Raw genomic sequence first — 15,980 nt, 5'->3', positions numbered from 1 at the left:
CGTTTGTGATAATTAAAACTGCCAAAAGGCGTAAAGCAAGCCGGGAATAACGCTTAAAATCATGTAAATAGCGTAACGATAGTGCAATTTAATACCGGCGACAGAAGCGAACATAATGCCTTTAAGCAGAGTATTACTGACACAGGCTAAGATAATTCCCGTAGCGGCTACCTGGCGCGAGAGTTCGCTCTGAGCTGAGCGTGATAGTGACAAGGTAATAGCGTCAACATCCATCAGACCGGATATTATGGAAAGGCCGTATATCCCGGCATCACCAAACCAGTTTTTCATTGCCTCTGCCAATAACAAAATAACTGCTAATAAAATACCAAACTGGATAGCAGTGGTCAGTTGCAGTGGGTTATTGATGGTAATCTCTCCGGTTTCGGAGGGAGGATTACGTTTATGTTGTCTGTACATGAGTGTTATGACAGTTAATAACCCGGCGAACATGAGAAGAATAGGCGGCCACAATAATGGTAAAAGTTCACGGTTAACCACAAAGACCTCAATAAGAACTCGCGGGAACATAATGCTACAGGCGAGCAGCATGCCGCTGGCGTAAATTACGCTCTGAGAGTTTTTTTTCGCAAAACGAGCCATAGTTAGGGTAACGGCTGTGGATGATGCGAAGCCTCCGGCGATTGCGGTAATCAAAGTGCCGCGCCTCTCTCCCAGCAGTTGGGTAAACAGATAGCCAATAAAAGACAGACCCGAAATTAAAACGACCATCCACCAAAGCCAGTAGGGGTTCAACGCCTGCCAGGGGCCGTAGCCTTCATTTGGCAGCAAAGGCAGAACCACCACAGATATCAATAGTAGTGTGATACCTGAGTAAAAGGCCTTAGGTGAAATGCATTTAAGCAATTTGTGCAGACTTTTTTTATGGCCGAGAAGAGCAACAACTACCGCACCGCAACTGAGCGCAGGTAGAGGATCACCAGAGGCAGCCCAAATTGCCAGTGCAAAAGTCAGCAGCATTGAGAATTCGGTGGTAATACCTGCGTCATCGGAGAGCTTGCTATAACTTATATAAGACGATGCAATGAGTATGGCAACAACAATGAAACCGGTAACGATAAGCCATACGCCCCATTGTTGAGCTAAAATAGCAAAAACACCGCCGCTAAGACCTATTAGGCTGAAGGTTCGTACGCCGGCAACACGAGTGCCCTCATCACTGTCTCTGCCGCTCCAGCCGCGTTCAATGCCTATCATCAAGCCTAACGCCAGAGCTGCCAGTAAAGATAACGCCAGTTCGATTTGGTAGTGCATTGCAAAGCGCCTTTATTAATTAGACTGATTCTATAACGACTTTAATTGACCTGCAGTGCGTCTAGCAAGCTTTTACGCCAGAGAGACTCTTTGAATTGACTGCGAAAGAAGTTGAAATGCCCGATACCTTTGCTTTCGGTTATTTCCGGTTGCAAGTCTTTTAATACCTTCTCTGCGTTAGGGTAGTGCGACAGCAGGTTTTCGATGTTGGAGCGTTGCAACAATTCGTCGTCAGTAATATGAAAGGCGCTGATGGGTGCAGAAAATTCATCGTAACGGACTTTTTGATCAGTACTGATGTTATCAAACAAATAGTCTTTACTGCGGCACCAGCGGCTCCATTGTTTCATCGCTGCTGCGGGCATATCGCCAACCATGTTTAAGCGTTTACCGGGAAAGTAACCGGCAATAGGTGTGCTAATAGGAGCTGCAAAATACCAGAGTAACCATGATGTCCAACGGACCTGTTTGCTGGCTTTTAACCAATAACCGGTGCCACTGGCTATGGTCACCATCTTATCTATCTTGTTGGCATTCTGCGCCATGGCGACAATTTGGCCGCCCAGGCTATGTGCTAGCCAAATTAAGGGCTCACCCCTTTGGCAGGACTGAGCATAGTCAATCACGGCGGTCATATCGAGCTCGGCCCATTCGATAATATCAGACTTGATTTGTTTCAAAGGCTTATCAACGGACTGGCCAATACCATAATAGTCAAAGGTAATGACGCGGTAACCCTGTTTGCTTAACCAGAGGGCTATGGGTTGATAAAAACGTTGTTTCACACCTAACGCAGCAGCTATAACAACAGTGGCCTTAGCGCTCGATTCAGGCTCAAAGCGGACACAATGCAGGTAGCGATTATTGGCGGTAAGTTCGACGCTCTGCATAGTCACTAATTAACCTGATTAGTTCGGTAAAACGGCGTTAAATGGCTTAACCGTTGCTTTTTTATAGACACCGGCTTGCCAGTAGGGGTCGTCGTTAGCCCATAGCTCTGCTTCTTCCAGAGTCTCAAATTCAGCGATGACCACAGAGCCGGTAAAACCAAGCACACCCGGGTCCAGTTCCGCGATGGCCGGACAGGGGCCTGCGACGAGCAGGCGACCGTCATTTTGCAACGCTTTTAAGCGTTCAAGATGAGCAGGGCGTGCCTGCTTACGACCTTCCAGAGAGTTCTCATGGTCTTCTGCGAAAATAACAAACCACATTAGTCCTGGGTCTCCTCATCAATGGCGTGATGGTACATATAGAATCCGGTACCAATTGTGAATACGAGTGAAATACCCAGTATGCCAAAGACTTTAAAATTAACCCATGCCTCCTGGCTCCAGAATTCCGCAATGTAGAGGTTTACTGCTGCCAGTGCCAGGCAGAATATGATCCAGGCATAGGTTAAGCGCAACCAGGCGGTATCTGGCAGCTTTATATCTTTACCCATCATGGCCTGAATCGGGCTGCGCTTTTTCCATATTAAGCCGCCTAAAAGCATGAGCGCTATGGCCACGTAAACGACGGATACTTTCATTTTAATGAACCAGTCGTCGCGCAGTAACAGCGTGACGGCACCAAAGACCATAACAACCGCCAGGATGACCCAGTGGCGAGTGGTTATAGGTTGCTTGAGGAGTTTAAGACCCAGTAGCTGTAATACGGTACCGGCCATTAATACGCCAGTCGCAACGTAAATATCCGCTAGTTTGTAAAACACAAAAAAGGCGATTATGGGTAAATATTCTAACAACAGGGCCATTAACTACTCCGGAGGCAACTCTACGACAATTGGGTTGCGGCTTTCATGGCTTTTACAAAAGCCTTTAAGTCCGCTACTTGCTGCGCGTTATTGTCGAGGTTTTTCTCGATAAGCGCAACCACAGCTGAGCCACTAATAGCGCCGTCGGCACCTGCCGCAAGCGCCCGCTGAACATGTTCAGGCTGCGATATACCAAACCCAAGTAAAGTCGGCGGTGCACCGGCTTCTTTCAGTTTGTTAATCAGTTCCGAAGCGGGGGCCTGCATTTGTGTATCAGCACCGGTAACCCCGGATCGACTCAGTAGGTAGACATAGCCGGCACATTGTTTAGCGATATCAACTAACAGCGCATCACTAGCATCTGGCGGCGCAATAAACACCGCTTCAATTCCAATTTCTTTGGCTATGTCGGCGAAGCGTTTAGCTTCTTTTGTAGGAACGTCGGCAATAAGCACTGAATCTACGCCTGCATCTTTCATTTGTTGGTAAAAGTTGCGAACACCTTTCGCGTAGATCAAATTTGCGTAAACCAATAAACCTATGGGGATCTGTGGTGAATAGTCTCTAACTTCTTTTAAAATCTCTAAAATATGCTTAAAGGTTGTTCCCGACTCCAGGGCTCGTAAATTTGCCCGCTGAATCATGGGGCCATCTGCAACCGGGTCTGAAAATGGCAGACCGAGTTCCAGCGCATCGGCGCCACCATCAATAAGAGCCTTGATAACTTCCACACTTTGCCCCGGAGTTGGGTCACCAAGCGTGACAAAAGGAACGAAGGCACCCTGGTTATTAGCTTTTAATTGTGCGAAACAGCTTTCATACCGGCTCATTTTTGTTCTCCTTTCGCGCTAACTTCAGCATTTTCCTGAGCACTAAAAATACGACGTACGTGGTCAATGTCTTTATCGCCGCGGCCGGATAAGTTAAGTAATAATATTTCCGGAGCGTCCGGCTCAGCGGCCCGTTTGAGCGCGTAAGCCAGCGCATGGGCCGGTTCCAGCGCAGGAATAATACCTTCATGGCGCGAGAGCAGTTTAAAGGCTTCCAGTGCTTCTTCATCGGTTACTGATTCGTATCGCGCGCGACCAATAGCTTTTAAATGCGCATGTTGAGGGCCCACGCCGGGGTAGTCCAGACCGGCTGATACTGAATAGGACTCCTCAATTTGTCCTTCGTCGTTCTGCATTAGAAACGACAGGCAACCATGCAAAATTCCCGGTTTACCCGCAGCCAGTGTAGCGCCGTGCTGCTTGGTTTCCACGCCCTTACCCGCAGGCTCAACACCCACTAAATCAACACCTTCCTCGTCGATAAAGTCGGCGAACATACCAATGGCGTTGGAGCCGCCGCCGACACAGGCAATAACTTCGTCCGGTAAGCGACCCGCCTGCTCAATAATCTGGGCTTTAGCTTCTTCACCAATCATACGGTGAAATTCACGCACTATAGTCGGGAAAGGGTGTGCGCCCGCGGCTGTCCCTAATAAATAATGGGTGTTGGGGTAACTTGCAGTCCAGTCACGCAAAGCTTCGTTGACCGCATCTTTTAACGTACCGCTGCCGGTATCTACAGGTACCACTTTCGCGCCCATTAATTCCATACGGAAGACATTGGGTTGCTGGCGCTCAACGTCTTTTTTGCCCATATAGATAATGCATTCCAGATCCAGCAAAGCGCAGGCCAGGGCTGTTGCGGTGCCATGCTGTCCGGCACCGGTTTCAGCAATAATGCGCGTCTTACCCATGCGCTTAGCCAACAAAGCTTGTCCCAGCACCTGGTTGGTTTTGTGGGCGCCGCCATGAAGTAAGTCTTCACGTTTAAGATAAATTTTGGTTTTATTCGGGCTGTTCAGCGGCAGGTTACGGCACAAACTCAGTGGTGTCGGTCTGCCTAAGTAGTTTTTCAACAATCCGCGAAATTCAGCCTGAAAGTCATCGTCCTGTTGTGCCTCTATAAAGGCCTGTTCCAACTGCTCTAGTGCGGGTAGTAAGATCTCAGGAACGAACTGGCCGCCGAAATCGCCAAAATAAGCGGGTAATGACTGACTCATACAGCCTCCTGTTGGGTATTCTTATTTGAAAGATGTTTTTCTGAAAAACGACCATAATGGCGGATTTTCGTGAATGTTTGAGCTACTTTTTGGCTATTTTTAATGCCAGGTTTCCATTCGGCTTGAGAGTTAATGTCCACTCCGGCAAAGCCTAACTCTATTGCACTGCTAATACTGTCGGGGCCAATGCCTCCGGCTAACAGACAACGTTGACGCTCCTCTGTACTTAATGGTTCCAGCAACTCCCAGTTAAAAGCCTTGCCGCTGCCACCACCGCGGTTATCCAGAACAAAGGCATCAACCGCAAGATCCGGCAACTGTGCCGGGCTTTCAATAGCTAAAGCTTTCCATATTTTTACTGCTTCCAGACCTGCCTGACGCAATTGCTGACGTAATTGAACAACATAGTCGATATCTTCATGGCCGTGCAGTTGAATAGCAGAGAGCCCGACGTTTTTTGCCGTGTCGATAAGGCTCTCTAACGGTTGATCAGCAAAAACACCAACATACTCAAGTCCGTTTGCTTCAGTTGTTATTTGCTTTGCCTGCTTTAGTGTCACACAACGAGGTGAACGCTCAACAAATATCAGTCCCCCGAATACCGCACCCTGAGAACGTGCGTTTATGGCATCTTCAGCGCGAGTCAGGCCGCAAACTTTATTTTGTCCATAAAGCAGTTTGCGGCAGGCTAAATCAACGTCCGGCTGGGCGCTCAATGCGCTGCCGATAAGAAAGCCGTTAACAAAAGGGGCAACCCGGCGAATGTCGGCGTGTTCGGAAAAACCTGACTCTGCAATGAGTAAAGCATTTTGAGGAGCCAGCGGAGCTAACTGCGCACTACGGTTCGGATCAATACTCAAGTCTGTTAAATCGCGATGGTTAATGCCAATGATGTTTGCGTCCAGTTTCGCGGCTCGTTTCATTTCTTCTTCGTTAGCAACTTCGGTGAGTACATCCATAGCAAGTGACTCAGCGATATCGCGCAGGGCGATATATTGCGCATCATCCAGGACTGATAACATAAGCAAAATAGCATCCGCACCAAAGTAGCGGGCGCGGTAAACTTGCTCTTCATCAATAAAAAAGTCTTTGCATAAAACCGGCTGGGTAACCTGCCGGCGCACGGCTGTCAGATAGTCCAGTCGCCCCTGAAAAAACTCAGGCTCGGTTAATACGGAAATAGCTGCGGCATAAGGCTGGTAGCTTTTTGCCAGTTGCGGTGCGTCAAAGTCAGCACGAATTAAACCTTTTGAAGGAGAGGCTTTTTTACACTCCAGAATAAAACCTGCCTGCTCACCGCTTAATGCTTCATATAAGCTACGGTCACTGGGTCTGAGCTGAGACTTTATTTCACTCAGGGGCATGAGCTCGGCCTGAGTTTTGTTCTGCTCAACCTTGCGCTCAACGATCGTTTTCAGCACGTTCTTTTCTAAACGAATGGTGTCAGACATGATAGGTCTCCTGAGCATCCTGCACCCGACGTAAATGCAAGAGTGGCTGGCCTGTGTCTAAATGCTCCAGCGTTGCAGCGGTTGCGGCTTTCATATCGTTGTATTGTCCACTTAAATAAAGCAAAGCGGCAACGTTCATTGCAACCGAGTGGCGCTGAGCCGGGCTGCCGCCTCCGGCAAGAATGTCTTCCAGAATACGAGCGTTAAAGTCAGCGTCGCCACCTTTCAGTTCATCAAGCGGGGCGCTGGGAACCCCAAAGTCATTAGGTGTTACATGGTAGTCATTGAGCTCGCCGTTGCGCAGTTCAATAACTCGCGTTGGCCCGTGCAGAGCCAGTTCATCCAGCCCACTTCCGTGTACGACCATAGCACGTTTAACCCCCAGTCGTTGCAGGGTTTCAGCCATTGGCCTTACCCATTCCTCGCTATAAACACCGAGCAGTTGAGCATCAGGACGCGCAGGGTTAACTAAAGGACCAATCAGGTTGAATAAGGTGCGTGTTTTCAGCGTTTGTCTTACCGGCATCGCATGCTTAATGCCGGGGTGATAATGCGGAGCAAATAGAAAGCAAAAACCATTATCGGCTAACTGAGTCGAGGCATCCGACGGATCCAGATTAACGCGAAGTTTGAGTGCTTCGAGTACATCAGCGGATCCCGAACGTGAAGACACACTGCGATTACCATGTTTGGCCACAGCCTGACCCATACTGGCGGCAACTAAAGCCGCCGTCGTAGAAATATTGATGGTATTACTGCCATCGCCGCCGGTACCGCAACTGTCAATGACTGTGGTGTCCGGGCGTAAGAATGGCTTCGCTGCGGATAATATGGCTTCAGCGGCACCGGCTAACTCGGCTGGGGTCTCGCCCCGCATTTTCATGGCGATAAGTGCGGCGGATACCTGAATGTCGTTGAGCTCGCCTTTAATTAAGCGCTGGAAAAACTCACGGGTTTGATCTTGTGTCAGAGACTCACCAGACATCAGAGTTTGTAGGGCTTTCATGGCTTTGCTCCTGTTAGTAAATACTGAATACTGTTGCTAAGTAATTGTTTTCCCTTTGGCGTTAGAAGCGATTCAGGGTGAAACTGAAAACCAATGGCATTGGTGTTGTTTTCTTCTTTACCGAAGAATTCAGCAGCCATAGGAATACTACCGTCAGGGCCATCCAAACTGGCAATTATGCTCACTGTGGAGGGCAGGTCATAACCGCTAAGCGAGTGGTAACGAGCCACAACGCATTGGTTGTTGTCTGTCGCGCTGACAAACACCGGGTGTGGCGCGGTGTCTATTTTTGCGGTTTTACCATGAACAATCTCACCACAGGTATCCACGCGGCCACCGGCGTGTTCAATGAGCGCCTGAAAGCCGAGGCAAATACCCAGCATGGGTATGCGACCACTGCAGTATCGGATCACTTCCATTAAGTTGCCTGCGTTTGCTGGGTGCCCGGGGCCGGGTGAGAGGCAGACCAATTGAGGGCCACTGTAACTTTCCAGCTGTTCAATCACATCGGCTGCGGCCAGCTGGTTACGATAAACGACCAGCGGAAAGCCTAACTGACGCAACTCATCCACCAGGTTGTACGAGAACGAGTCGACGTTATCTATCAGTACGATACGAGCTGACTGAGTCATTATACCGCCTCCTGGTCAGGTAAAGTGTGAGCCTGCTGAATTGCCAGAATAACGGCCTTAGCTTTGTTTTCGGTTTCGGTTACTTCGCTGGTCGGGTCTGAGTCATGTACTACGCCAGCACCTGCTTGCACTATGGCTTGGTTGTTTTTAACGAAAGCGGAGCGAATAACAATACAGGTATCCATGTCGCCATTCCCGGCCAGATACCCAACAGCGCCGCCGTAGCTGCCGCGGCGTTGCTTTTCAACCTGACGAATAAGCGTTGCAGCGCTTACCTTCGGCGCACCAACCAGAGTCCCCATGTTCATGCAGGCACGGTAAGCGTGAAGGGCATCGCAACCGTTTCGTAGTTTTGCTACTACGCGTGATACCAAATGCATCACATGAGAATAACGGTCAACCTGAAGTAGATCGGCAACGTACCGGGTGCCGGTTTCGCTAATACGGGCTAAATCGTTGCGGGCTAAATCAACCAGCATTAAATGCTCTGCCAGTTCTTTTTGGTCAAGCCGCAGTTCCAGTTCCATGCGGCTGTCGAGATCAGGGTTAATGCTGCCGTCGGCGCTCTTACCGCGCGGGCGAGTACCGGCAATAGGGTAAAGTTCTACCTGATTGGTCTCCTGCTGATATTTTAGTGCGGATTCAGGTGAAGCACCGAACAGACAAAAATCCGGGTGACTCATAAAAAACATATAGGGTGAGGGGTTATTCTTTTTCAATTGCTGGTAAGCGGCTAACGGGTCAGGGCATGGCATTTTAAAACGTCGGGACGGTACCACTTGAAAAATATCGCCCGCGACAATGTTCTCTTTTAATCGGGTCACAATACCTGCAAATTCTTCTGCTGAGGGCGTGGCTGTTACTTGCACATCAACCGGCTGCGGCTGAGGTTTTATTACCGGCAATTGACAACGTGCGGCCAATTCTCCAACACGCTGGCTTATAGTCTGATAACGTTGGTCGTGGCTCTCACCGCTGAACACGCTGCCAAGCAGCTCCGTGGTCTGCTGTTGGTGATCAATAATTAGCAAGGTTTCCGCCAGGTAAAAGACATAGTCAGGGCAGTTGTTTTCGCCTTCATCAACTTGCGGTAGTTGCTCGTAGCTGGCGACGAAGTCATAGGCAAAAGCACCACCGAGGAAAACCGAAAACGGATGCTGTTTTGCTGTGTTGTTGGCTTTATTGAGCTTTTGTTGGAGTACTCGCAGCGGCTCCATGTTACTGATTTGACGTAAACGGGAGTCTTCGTCAATCGGTGTATTTGCTGCACTGAAAGTTAACCCGAGTTGTTCAGGCGTTCTTTCAATGGCGGCACTATCTTTGAGTTGCTCTTCAATCCAGCTGAGCAGAACAGCACCGTTATCGGTGAGGGCAATAATAGTGACTTGTTGGTCGTTACAGGTAATTCGTAACGCTGCATCAATCAGTAGCAGGCTCTTTACCTGTTGCTTGGTGCCGATATCGGCTGAGTCCAGCAGTAAATGTTCACCTTGTGTGCTGCAAGTATTCTGAAATACTTTTAGTGGCTCCGCCTGATAAGGCAGCGACACTCGTAGTGTTTCTAAATTGCCGTTTTGTTCAGTTGTCAGGTTTTTCACCTCAGACCTCGTATTCTCTTGTTGTTGTTCAAACCTGCTCCAGTGAAACGGCAATAAAAAACCCGCTCAAAGGAGCGGGTTTCTCAAAGTGAAGCTATTTACGTTACACGCACAACTACACCACCCGCTCGTTTGGGAAGTGCCACCACCAATGCTGTGTTGTTGTGCGTAAAAACATAAGTTGTATAGCTCTCTTAATTCAATTTAATGCTGACAAACTAACGCTTGCGCGAAAGCCTGTCAATAGTTGTTTTTCTTTCAGTCTATACTTTCTATTTATATTCTGCCGGTTTGCCTTTTGAATCAGACTTACGAATAAACTCGCGTAAATCATCATTCGCCTTCTCCAGGTCCGCACGGCGCAGATACATCATATGACCGCTACGGTAACCTTTAAAGTCAATGCGATCAGTCATTTGAGTACTTGGATCCAAATGCCAGGTTGTGTACTTCGCGTCAAAATAGTTGGTTGCACCGTCAAAGTAACCTGACTGTACTAACACGTTCAGGTAAGGGTTTTGTGCCATGGCCTGGCGCAGTTGTTTACCTGTGTTGTTGTTGGTGCGATCCCACGGGTGAACTGGGCCAAACATGTTGTATTTAATGTCGGTCACAAAATTTAATTCTTCACGCAGGTAGTAGTTAATCGCCGGTGTGAACGAGTGTAACCATGAAGTCAGTTCGGCGTTAAAGTCAGGACGGTCCCCGGCGCGCTTTTCATCAAGGCCAAGGTAGCGCGAGTCTAAACGGCCAATGGTGCGGTCGCGGTCACGCAGTAACTCTTTCCAGAAATACCAGGTGCTCGGTGCCAGGTTGTTATCCAGTACAGCCTGCTTAGATAACCCCGAGTATTTCGCCACTTGCTCAGCCATTTGCTCACGCTCGCTTTCCGTAAGCATGGCGCCTTTGGCTAATGCAGGTAGGTATTGATCCAAAGTGAAACGCTCCACTTCAGGCAATAACTCGTCTAAATCTTTACTTTGTAAAGCTTCTGGCAGTGCGTCGTGATACCAGGCGGCGGCTGCAAAGTAAGGTAATTGGTTCGCTTGTTTTACCGGTCCGTCACGGTCAATGCCTATATCGGTTGGTGAAACCAAAACAACACCGTTCAAATACATCCACTGGCTATTCTGAAGTTCTAGTGCAAGACCTGAAACTCGTGTTGTACCATAGCTTTCGCCAATTAAGTACTTAGGTGACTGCCAGCGATTCATGCGCGAGGTAAAGGTATTCATCCACTCCGCCAGATATTTAACGTCGGAGTTTACGCCGAAAAATTTCTCTTTTTGTTCTGCACGCGAAGGCATTTCACCTTCTTCATTTGGCAGTACGCGCGAATAGCCGGTGTTAACCGGGTTAATGAAAACAATGTCAGCAACATCAAGAATTGAGTGCGGGTTGTCCTGCACGCCATAAGGCTGAACCGGGTAACCTTCATCGCTCAGGTTTAGCACTTTTGGACCAGTGTAAGCAATGTGCATCCAGACCGATGCCGAACCCGGGCCACCGTTAAAGGAGTATACAATCGGACGAGATTCGCGGTTATCAACATCCTGACGTTCATAATAGGTGTAAAATAGTGATGCGGTCGGATTACCCTCATCATCCCACACTGGCTGAGTACCGGCGGTGGCAGTGTAATCTACAGTTTCGCCTTTAATTTCTACGCTGTGCTCAGTAACGACTTCGGTGTCTACCGGAAGCATGCGTTTATGGTTATTCGGGGCTTCTTCTGCAGTAACAGGGGCAGAAACGATTGAGCAGCCCATTAAAGATAAAGAGGCAACTAAAGCGAGACTCTTGTGCATAAGATTGTTCTCCGTTTTTATAATCTTGCCTCAGATTAACAAATAATTACTTTAAAGAGTCAAAGGTTATGCGATTATTGGGTTTATTCCTGCGACTGGAACCTATTTGAATGAGGTCATCAATGAAATTTACAACTATAACGCGGGCGGCTTTTTGGTTGTTCTTACCCCTGCTGAGCTTCTCCGTTGCGGCTCAGAATTTGTCTGATGCGATGAAAGAGGGGTTGCAGGCAATGGCCTCGGAGCAGTTAAATGCCGATCTGGAAGTTGGCGAGCTTGAGGTTAACTCACTGACGGATGGTCTGACCGCAAGTAATGTTCGTTTTGCGACCCGGGTCAAAGCCTTGTCGGAGCCTGAAAATCAACTTCTGCTTGCTAAGCAATTAATGCTAACCGGTGACTGGCAGGCACTTGGTAGCAGCCGTGTGGATATTTCTAAAATTGAGATGTCCGGCGCTCAGTTAACTGTCGCATATTATGATACCGGGCGCTCAAACTTGCATGAATTTCTAAAGCAAATGAGTGGTGTTAAAGTTCAAAAGGTGAATTCGGTGCCTTTAAACTGGCGGGTTGATGAGTGGTTAATGGAAGACGTTACCATTAACTTATTTGATAAAGGTGAGCCAATTTTAAGTGTGCATGTTGACCAGCTTAAATTGAAAGACCTGCAGTCAATGCAAGACGCCAATGATCAGGTACAGGAGCTGCTGTGGCCGATTTTTGAGCAGGTTTCGAAACAAGTGCGCAATGGAAACCCGAACGTACAAGTAGATAGCATGGCGCTTTCGCGGTTTTTATTGCGTGAAGCCATGGCGTTCTGAGCTTGAGTTAAACGGGTTTAAGCAGTAAAGTTAGGAAAAATTAAACACCCGTTTAAAATAAGAGGTTGGCGTGGAAAAATCATATCCAAATTTACTGAAACCCCTGGACCTTGGTTTTACGACATTGAAGAACCGAGTCTTAATGGGCTCAATGCATACAGGCCTGGAAGAAGAAAAAAATGGCTTTAGTAAATTAGCCAGCTTTTATGAAGAGCGCGCCAAAGGTGGTGTCGGTCTTATTGTCACCGGCGGTATCAGCCCTAACTTTCGTGGGCGTCTGGCGCCTTTTGGCAGTGAAATGTCCAAGCCCTGGCACGTGGGAAAACATCGTCAGGTAACCGACGCCGTTCACAAATATGGCAGTAAAATATGCCTGCAGCTTTTGCATGCCGGGCGTTACAGTTATCATCCGTTTTCTTTGGCTCCCAGCGCCATAAAAGCCCCGATAAACCCGTTCAAGCCAAAAGCCATGTCGGAGCGCCAGATTAAAAACACCATCAAGCATTATGCCCGCGGCGCAAAGCTGGCGCAGAAGGCTGGCTATGATGGTGTGGAAATCATGGGCTCGGAAGGTTATTTAATTAACCAGTTTTTGTGTCCAAGAACAAATAAGCGTGATGATAACTGGGGCGGCAGCTTCGAAAATCGTATGCGTTTTCCACTGGAAATTGTCAAAGCTGTGCGCGCGGCTGTGGGTGAAAAATCGATTATTATTTTCCGTTTGTCGATGCTGGACTTAGTTGAAGACGGTCATCAGCTGGATGAAGTTCTGCAACTAGGTAAACTGCTGGAGCAAGCAGGCGTTACTATTATTAATACAGGTATTGGTTGGCACGAAGCCCGGGTACCAACCATTGTCACCTCGGTACCACGTGGCGCCTTTAGTTGGATAACTGAGCGCGTGCGCCGGGAGTTATCGGTTCCTGTGGTTGCCGTTAACCGTATCAATACGCCGGAAATTGCCGAGCATATTTTAGAAAGCAACCAGGCGGATATGGTGTCCATGGCGCGACCGCTACTGGCTGATCCTGAGTTTGTGAAAAAGGCAGAACAAGGTCAGTCTGAACGCATTAATACCTGTATTGCCTGTAATCAGGCTTGTCTGGATCATGTGTTCGAAAATAAAAGGGCGTCATGCTTAGTTAACCCCAGAGCCTGCTTTGAGCAGGAACTGGTAATGAAGCCAGCGGCGCAGAAAAAGCGCATTGCGGTCATCGGTTCTGGCCCGGCAGGGTTAGCCTTTGCCTGTAATGCTGCAGAGCGCGGTCATCAGGTCGATTTGTACGACAAGTCCGAAGAAATTGGCGGTCAGTTTAACTACGCTAAACAGATTCCGGGTAAAGAAGAGTTTTATGAAACCCTGCGCTACTTTAAGTACCGCATTGAAGACACTGGGGTTAATTTGAAGCTTGGAAAAGAGCAGACTTGCGAAGGGTTGCTGGCAGAAAAATACGATGATGTGGTTCTGGCAACCGGCGTCAGTCCTCGTCAGGTTGATATTCCGGGTGTTGATTTGCCGCATGTGCTGGGTTACTTAGATGTTTTACGTGATCACAAAGCTGTGGGTAAAAAAGTGGCTGTGATTGGTGCCGGTGGTATTGGTTTTGATGTCTCTGAATACCTGACCACCGAAAAGTCACTAACACTGGATGAACCAGAATGGTCAGAGCGTTGGGGTATTGATAAAAGCTACAGTGATCGCGGCGGTCTGAAACCGCAGCAGCCAGAGCAAAGTCTGCGCCAGGTTTGGTTGCTTCAGCGAAAAGAGAGCAAAGTCGGTAAAGGGTTAGGTAAAACCTCTGGCTGGGTTCATCGTAACGAACTAAAAAGTAAGTCTGTGAATATGTGGAATGGGGTGACCTATCATCGTATTGTGCCAGAAGGTATTGAAATAGAACGTGAAGGTGAAAAACAATTGCTGGAAGTTGATAACGTTATTATTTGTGCGGGGCAGGTACCGCAACGCTCCTTGCACGACGCGTTGCAGTCGGCCGGCCAGACTGTGCACCTAATTGGTGGCGCTGATGTTGCTGCTGAACTCGACGCTAAACGCGCGATTCGTCAGGGTACAGAACTGGCGGCGGAGATTTAATGCCAGTTTACGACTTACATTGTCACAGCACCTGTTCTGATGGCTCTTTGTCAGTTTCAGAGCTTGTGATGCGCGCCTGCGAGCAAAACGTCGATGTACTGGCGATAACCGATCATGATTGCGTTGACGGGCTGGCAGAAGCGAGTAGTCTCATCGAACATGATAACTTGCCGATTGAGCTGGTGAACGGTGTCGAAATTAGTTGTCGCTGGCACAGCTTTGAAATTCATATTGTTGGACTTAATATCGACCCTAGGGCGGAACCTTTAAAGGCTTTGCTGAGTCAACAACAGCAACGTCGCTATGATAGATTCGATGCGATGTTGGAAAAGTTATACCAGCGCGGTGTCAGTTTATCGGCAGAAGAATGCCAAACGGAGGGGTTGCCAACACGTAAGCACATTGCTGACGCTATGGTACGGAAAGGTATCGTCAGTAACCCACAAAAAGCTTTCGATCGCTATATTGGCAAAGGTAACAGCGCCTATGTCAATCCCGAATGGTGCGATATTTCCACCGCGATAGAAGCCATCCACAGCGCCGGGGGGAAGGCGGTACTGGCGCATCCTCACGGTTACAAAATGTCGAATAAATGGCTGCGCAAGCTTTTAATACAGGGTAAAGAGTGGGGGCTCGATGCCATGGAAGTCAGTTTGTGTCAGCAGTCTCCCGGTCACCGTGATGCCCTGGCGAAAATGAGCCAGGAATATGGCCTGTTAGCCTCGCAGGGGTCGGATTTTCACTATCCGGGGAATTGGCGCGAATTGGGTAAAAATCTTTGTCTGCCAGCGGACTGTGTGCCAATATGGGAGCATTGGTCACAGTAGAAGGATTGAGGTGATATTATGAGTCAATATTTTGAAATTCATCCGGAAAATCCTCAAGCACGTTTAATTCAGCAGTCGGTTCAAATTATTCGTAAAAGTGGGGTGGTGGTTTATCCTACCGACTCGGGTTATGCCATTGGTTGTCAAATTGGTGATAAAGCAGCGGCTGACCGTATTTGTCAGATCCGTGAAATAGACAAAGAGCACAACTTTACTCTAATGTGCCGTGATTTATCTGAGCTTGCGACTTATGCGCGGGTTGATAACGATGCCTTTCGGTTGCTGAAAAATAACACTCCCGGACCTTACACTTTTATTCTGAAAGGAACGAAAGAGGTTCCCAAGCGGCTGTTAAACCCCAAACGTAAAACTATCGGTATACGGGTTCCGACCAATCGTATTGCGATGGCTCTGCTGGAAGAGTTAAATGAGCCATTAATGTCGACCAGCTTGATCCTTGGCGAAGGAATGCTGGCTGAATCTGATCCGGAAGAGATTCGGGATAAGCTGGAAAAGCTGGTGGATTTAATTATTGATGGCGGCCATAAAGGTGAAGAACCAACCACGGTTGTGGACTTATCTGAGGGAGCACCGACCATTCGTCGCGAAGGTTCCGGAGACGTAGAGCCTTTTGATTTTTAGTCATTTAAACAGGCACTCGGTTTAA

At 48.3% G+C, this 15,980-nt stretch carries 15 protein-coding genes and 1 other annotated feature; of the genes, 4 read left to right on the top strand and 11 right to left on the bottom strand.

Annotation, left to right across the window (positions count from 1 at the left end; translation table 11 throughout):
- Positions 1-12: 12 nt before the first annotated feature.
- The 11 genes from DET62_RS10470 to DET62_RS10420 form a co-directional block, all read right to left on the bottom strand.
- The gene (locus DET62_RS10470) at positions 13-1,275 is read right to left on the bottom strand and encodes an MgtC/SapB family protein (RefSeq protein WP_110013863.1); all 1,263 of its coding nucleotides are present in this window, start codon (positions 1,273-1,275) and stop codon (positions 13-15) included.
- A 41-nt stretch (positions 1,276-1,316) separates the two neighbouring features.
- Positions 1,317-2,165 carry an alpha/beta fold hydrolase gene (locus tag DET62_RS10465; RefSeq protein WP_110013862.1) on the bottom strand — a complete coding sequence of 283 codons (849 nt, stop codon included), beginning with the start codon at positions 2,163-2,165 and terminating at the stop codon, positions 1,317-1,319.
- 18 nt (positions 2,166-2,183) lie between these two features.
- On the bottom strand, positions 2,184-2,486 hold the full coding sequence (locus DET62_RS10460; protein WP_110013861.1) for a YciI family protein: 303 nt from the start codon (positions 2,484-2,486) through the stop codon (positions 2,184-2,186).
- Positions 2,486-3,028, bottom strand: coding sequence for an inner membrane-spanning protein YciB (locus DET62_RS10455; protein ID WP_110013860.1), 543 nt, complete (start codon positions 3,026-3,028; stop codon positions 2,486-2,488). Before DET62_RS10455 ends, DET62_RS10460 begins: the two co-directional genes overlap by 1 nt.
- A gap of 20 nt (positions 3,029-3,048) precedes the next feature.
- Entirely contained in the window at positions 3,049-3,858 is an 810-nt protein-coding gene (gene trpA, locus DET62_RS10450) for a tryptophan synthase subunit alpha (protein ID WP_110013859.1), read from the bottom strand.
- Positions 3,855-5,078 carry a tryptophan synthase subunit beta gene (gene trpB / locus DET62_RS10445; RefSeq protein ID WP_011234991.1) on the bottom strand — a complete coding sequence of 408 codons (1,224 nt, stop codon included), beginning with the start codon at positions 5,076-5,078 and terminating at the stop codon, positions 3,855-3,857. The genes trpA and trpB overlap by 4 nt, the downstream gene beginning before the upstream one ends.
- Complete coding sequence (gene trpCF / locus DET62_RS10440) at positions 5,075-6,529, bottom strand: bifunctional indole-3-glycerol-phosphate synthase TrpC/phosphoribosylanthranilate isomerase TrpF (protein WP_110013858.1); 1,455 nt, start codon at positions 6,527-6,529, stop codon at positions 5,075-5,077. The genes trpB and trpCF overlap by 4 nt, the downstream gene beginning before the upstream one ends.
- Positions 6,522-7,535: an anthranilate phosphoribosyltransferase gene (gene trpD / locus DET62_RS10435; protein WP_110013857.1), complete on the bottom strand. Its 1,014-nt coding sequence runs from the start codon at positions 7,533-7,535 to the stop codon at positions 6,522-6,524. The genes trpCF and trpD overlap by 8 nt, the downstream gene beginning before the upstream one ends.
- Positions 7,532-8,167 (bottom strand): gamma-glutamyl-gamma-aminobutyrate hydrolase family protein, encoded by a 636-nt coding sequence (locus tag DET62_RS10430; protein WP_110013856.1) that lies wholly within the window; start codon positions 8,165-8,167, stop codon positions 7,532-7,534. The genes trpD and DET62_RS10430 overlap by 4 nt, the downstream gene beginning before the upstream one ends.
- Complete coding sequence (locus DET62_RS10425) at positions 8,167-9,765, bottom strand: anthranilate synthase component 1 (RefSeq protein WP_110013855.1); 1,599 nt, start codon at positions 9,763-9,765, stop codon at positions 8,167-8,169. Before DET62_RS10425 ends, DET62_RS10430 begins: the two co-directional genes overlap by 1 nt.
- A gap of 52 nt (positions 9,766-9,817) precedes the next feature.
- Positions 9,818-9,922: a sequence feature (Trp leader region), on the bottom strand.
- 115 nt (positions 9,923-10,037) lie between these two features.
- Positions 10,038-11,573 carry a carboxypeptidase gene (locus tag DET62_RS10420; RefSeq protein ID WP_110013854.1) on the bottom strand — a complete coding sequence of 512 codons (1,536 nt, stop codon included), beginning with the start codon at positions 11,571-11,573 and terminating at the stop codon, positions 10,038-10,040.
- 122 nt (positions 11,574-11,695) lie between these two features.
- On the opposite strand from DET62_RS10420, the gene DET62_RS10415 reads away from it, so the two are divergent.
- From DET62_RS10415 to DET62_RS10400, 4 genes are all read left to right on the top strand, one after another.
- Positions 11,696-12,394: a hypothetical protein gene (locus DET62_RS10415; RefSeq protein WP_243734991.1), complete on the top strand. Its 699-nt coding sequence runs from the start codon at positions 11,696-11,698 to the stop codon at positions 12,392-12,394.
- 70 nt (positions 12,395-12,464) lie between these two features.
- A complete protein-coding gene (locus DET62_RS10410) occupies positions 12,465-14,486 on the top strand; it encodes an NADPH-dependent 2,4-dienoyl-CoA reductase (RefSeq protein ID WP_110013853.1) in 2,022 nt (673 codons plus the stop codon).
- Positions 14,486-15,313 carry a PHP domain-containing protein gene (locus tag DET62_RS10405; RefSeq protein ID WP_110013852.1) on the top strand — a complete coding sequence of 276 codons (828 nt, stop codon included), beginning with the start codon at positions 14,486-14,488 and terminating at the stop codon, positions 15,311-15,313. Before DET62_RS10410 ends, DET62_RS10405 begins: the two co-directional genes overlap by 1 nt.
- Positions 15,314-15,331: 18 nt before the next feature.
- Positions 15,332-15,955 (top strand): L-threonylcarbamoyladenylate synthase, encoded by a 624-nt coding sequence (locus tag DET62_RS10400; RefSeq protein ID WP_110013851.1) that lies wholly within the window; start codon positions 15,332-15,334, stop codon positions 15,953-15,955.
- The last annotated feature ends 25 nt before the right edge of the window (positions 15,956-15,980 follow it).

Source organism: Idiomarina sp. H2 (assembly GCF_004364275.1).
Taxonomy (GTDB): Bacteria; Pseudomonadota; Gammaproteobacteria; order Enterobacterales; family Alteromonadaceae; genus Idiomarina; species Idiomarina loihiensis.
Note: the sequence above shows the minus strand (reverse complement) of the source record. Positions and strands in the feature narration are given on the sequence as shown.

Bases quoted from the DNA above. Each gene is read 5' to 3' on its own strand.
- DET62_RS10400 (WP_110013851.1), top strand. From the start codon at position 15,332: ATGAGTCAATATTTTGAAATTCATCCGGAAAATCCTCAAGCACGTTTA.
- DET62_RS10465 (WP_110013862.1), bottom strand. From the start codon at position 2,165: ATGCAGAGCGTCGAACTTACCGCCAATAATCGCTACCTGCATTGTGTC.
- DET62_RS10470 (WP_110013863.1), bottom strand. From the start codon at position 1,275: ATGCACTACCAAATCGAACTGGCGTTATCTTTACTGGCAGCTCTGGCG.
- DET62_RS10405 (WP_110013852.1), top strand. From the start codon at position 14,486: ATGCCAGTTTACGACTTACATTGTCACAGCACCTGTTCTGATGGCTCT.
- DET62_RS10460 (WP_110013861.1), bottom strand. From the start codon at position 2,486: ATGTGGTTTGTTATTTTCGCAGAAGACCATGAGAACTCTCTGGAAGGT.
- trpB (WP_011234991.1), bottom strand. From the start codon at position 5,078: ATGAGTCAGTCATTACCCGCTTATTTTGGCGATTTCGGCGGCCAGTTC.
- trpCF (WP_110013858.1), bottom strand. From the start codon at position 6,529: ATGTCTGACACCATTCGTTTAGAAAAGAACGTGCTGAAAACGATCGTT.
- DET62_RS10430 (WP_110013856.1), bottom strand. From the start codon at position 8,167: ATGACTCAGTCAGCTCGTATCGTACTGATAGATAACGTCGACTCGTTC.
- trpA (WP_110013859.1), bottom strand. From the start codon at position 3,858: ATGAGCCGGTATGAAAGCTGTTTCGCACAATTAAAAGCTAATAACCAG.
- DET62_RS10455 (WP_110013860.1), bottom strand. From the start codon at position 3,028: ATGGCCCTGTTGTTAGAATATTTACCCATAATCGCCTTTTTTGTGTTT.
- DET62_RS10415 (WP_243734991.1), top strand. From the start codon at position 11,696: ATGAAATTTACAACTATAACGCGGGCGGCTTTTTGGTTGTTCTTACCC.
- DET62_RS10420 (WP_110013854.1), bottom strand. From the start codon at position 11,573: ATGCACAAGAGTCTCGCTTTAGTTGCCTCTTTATCTTTAATGGGCTGC.
- trpD (WP_110013857.1), bottom strand. From the start codon at position 7,535: ATGAAAGCCCTACAAACTCTGATGTCTGGTGAGTCTCTGACACAAGAT.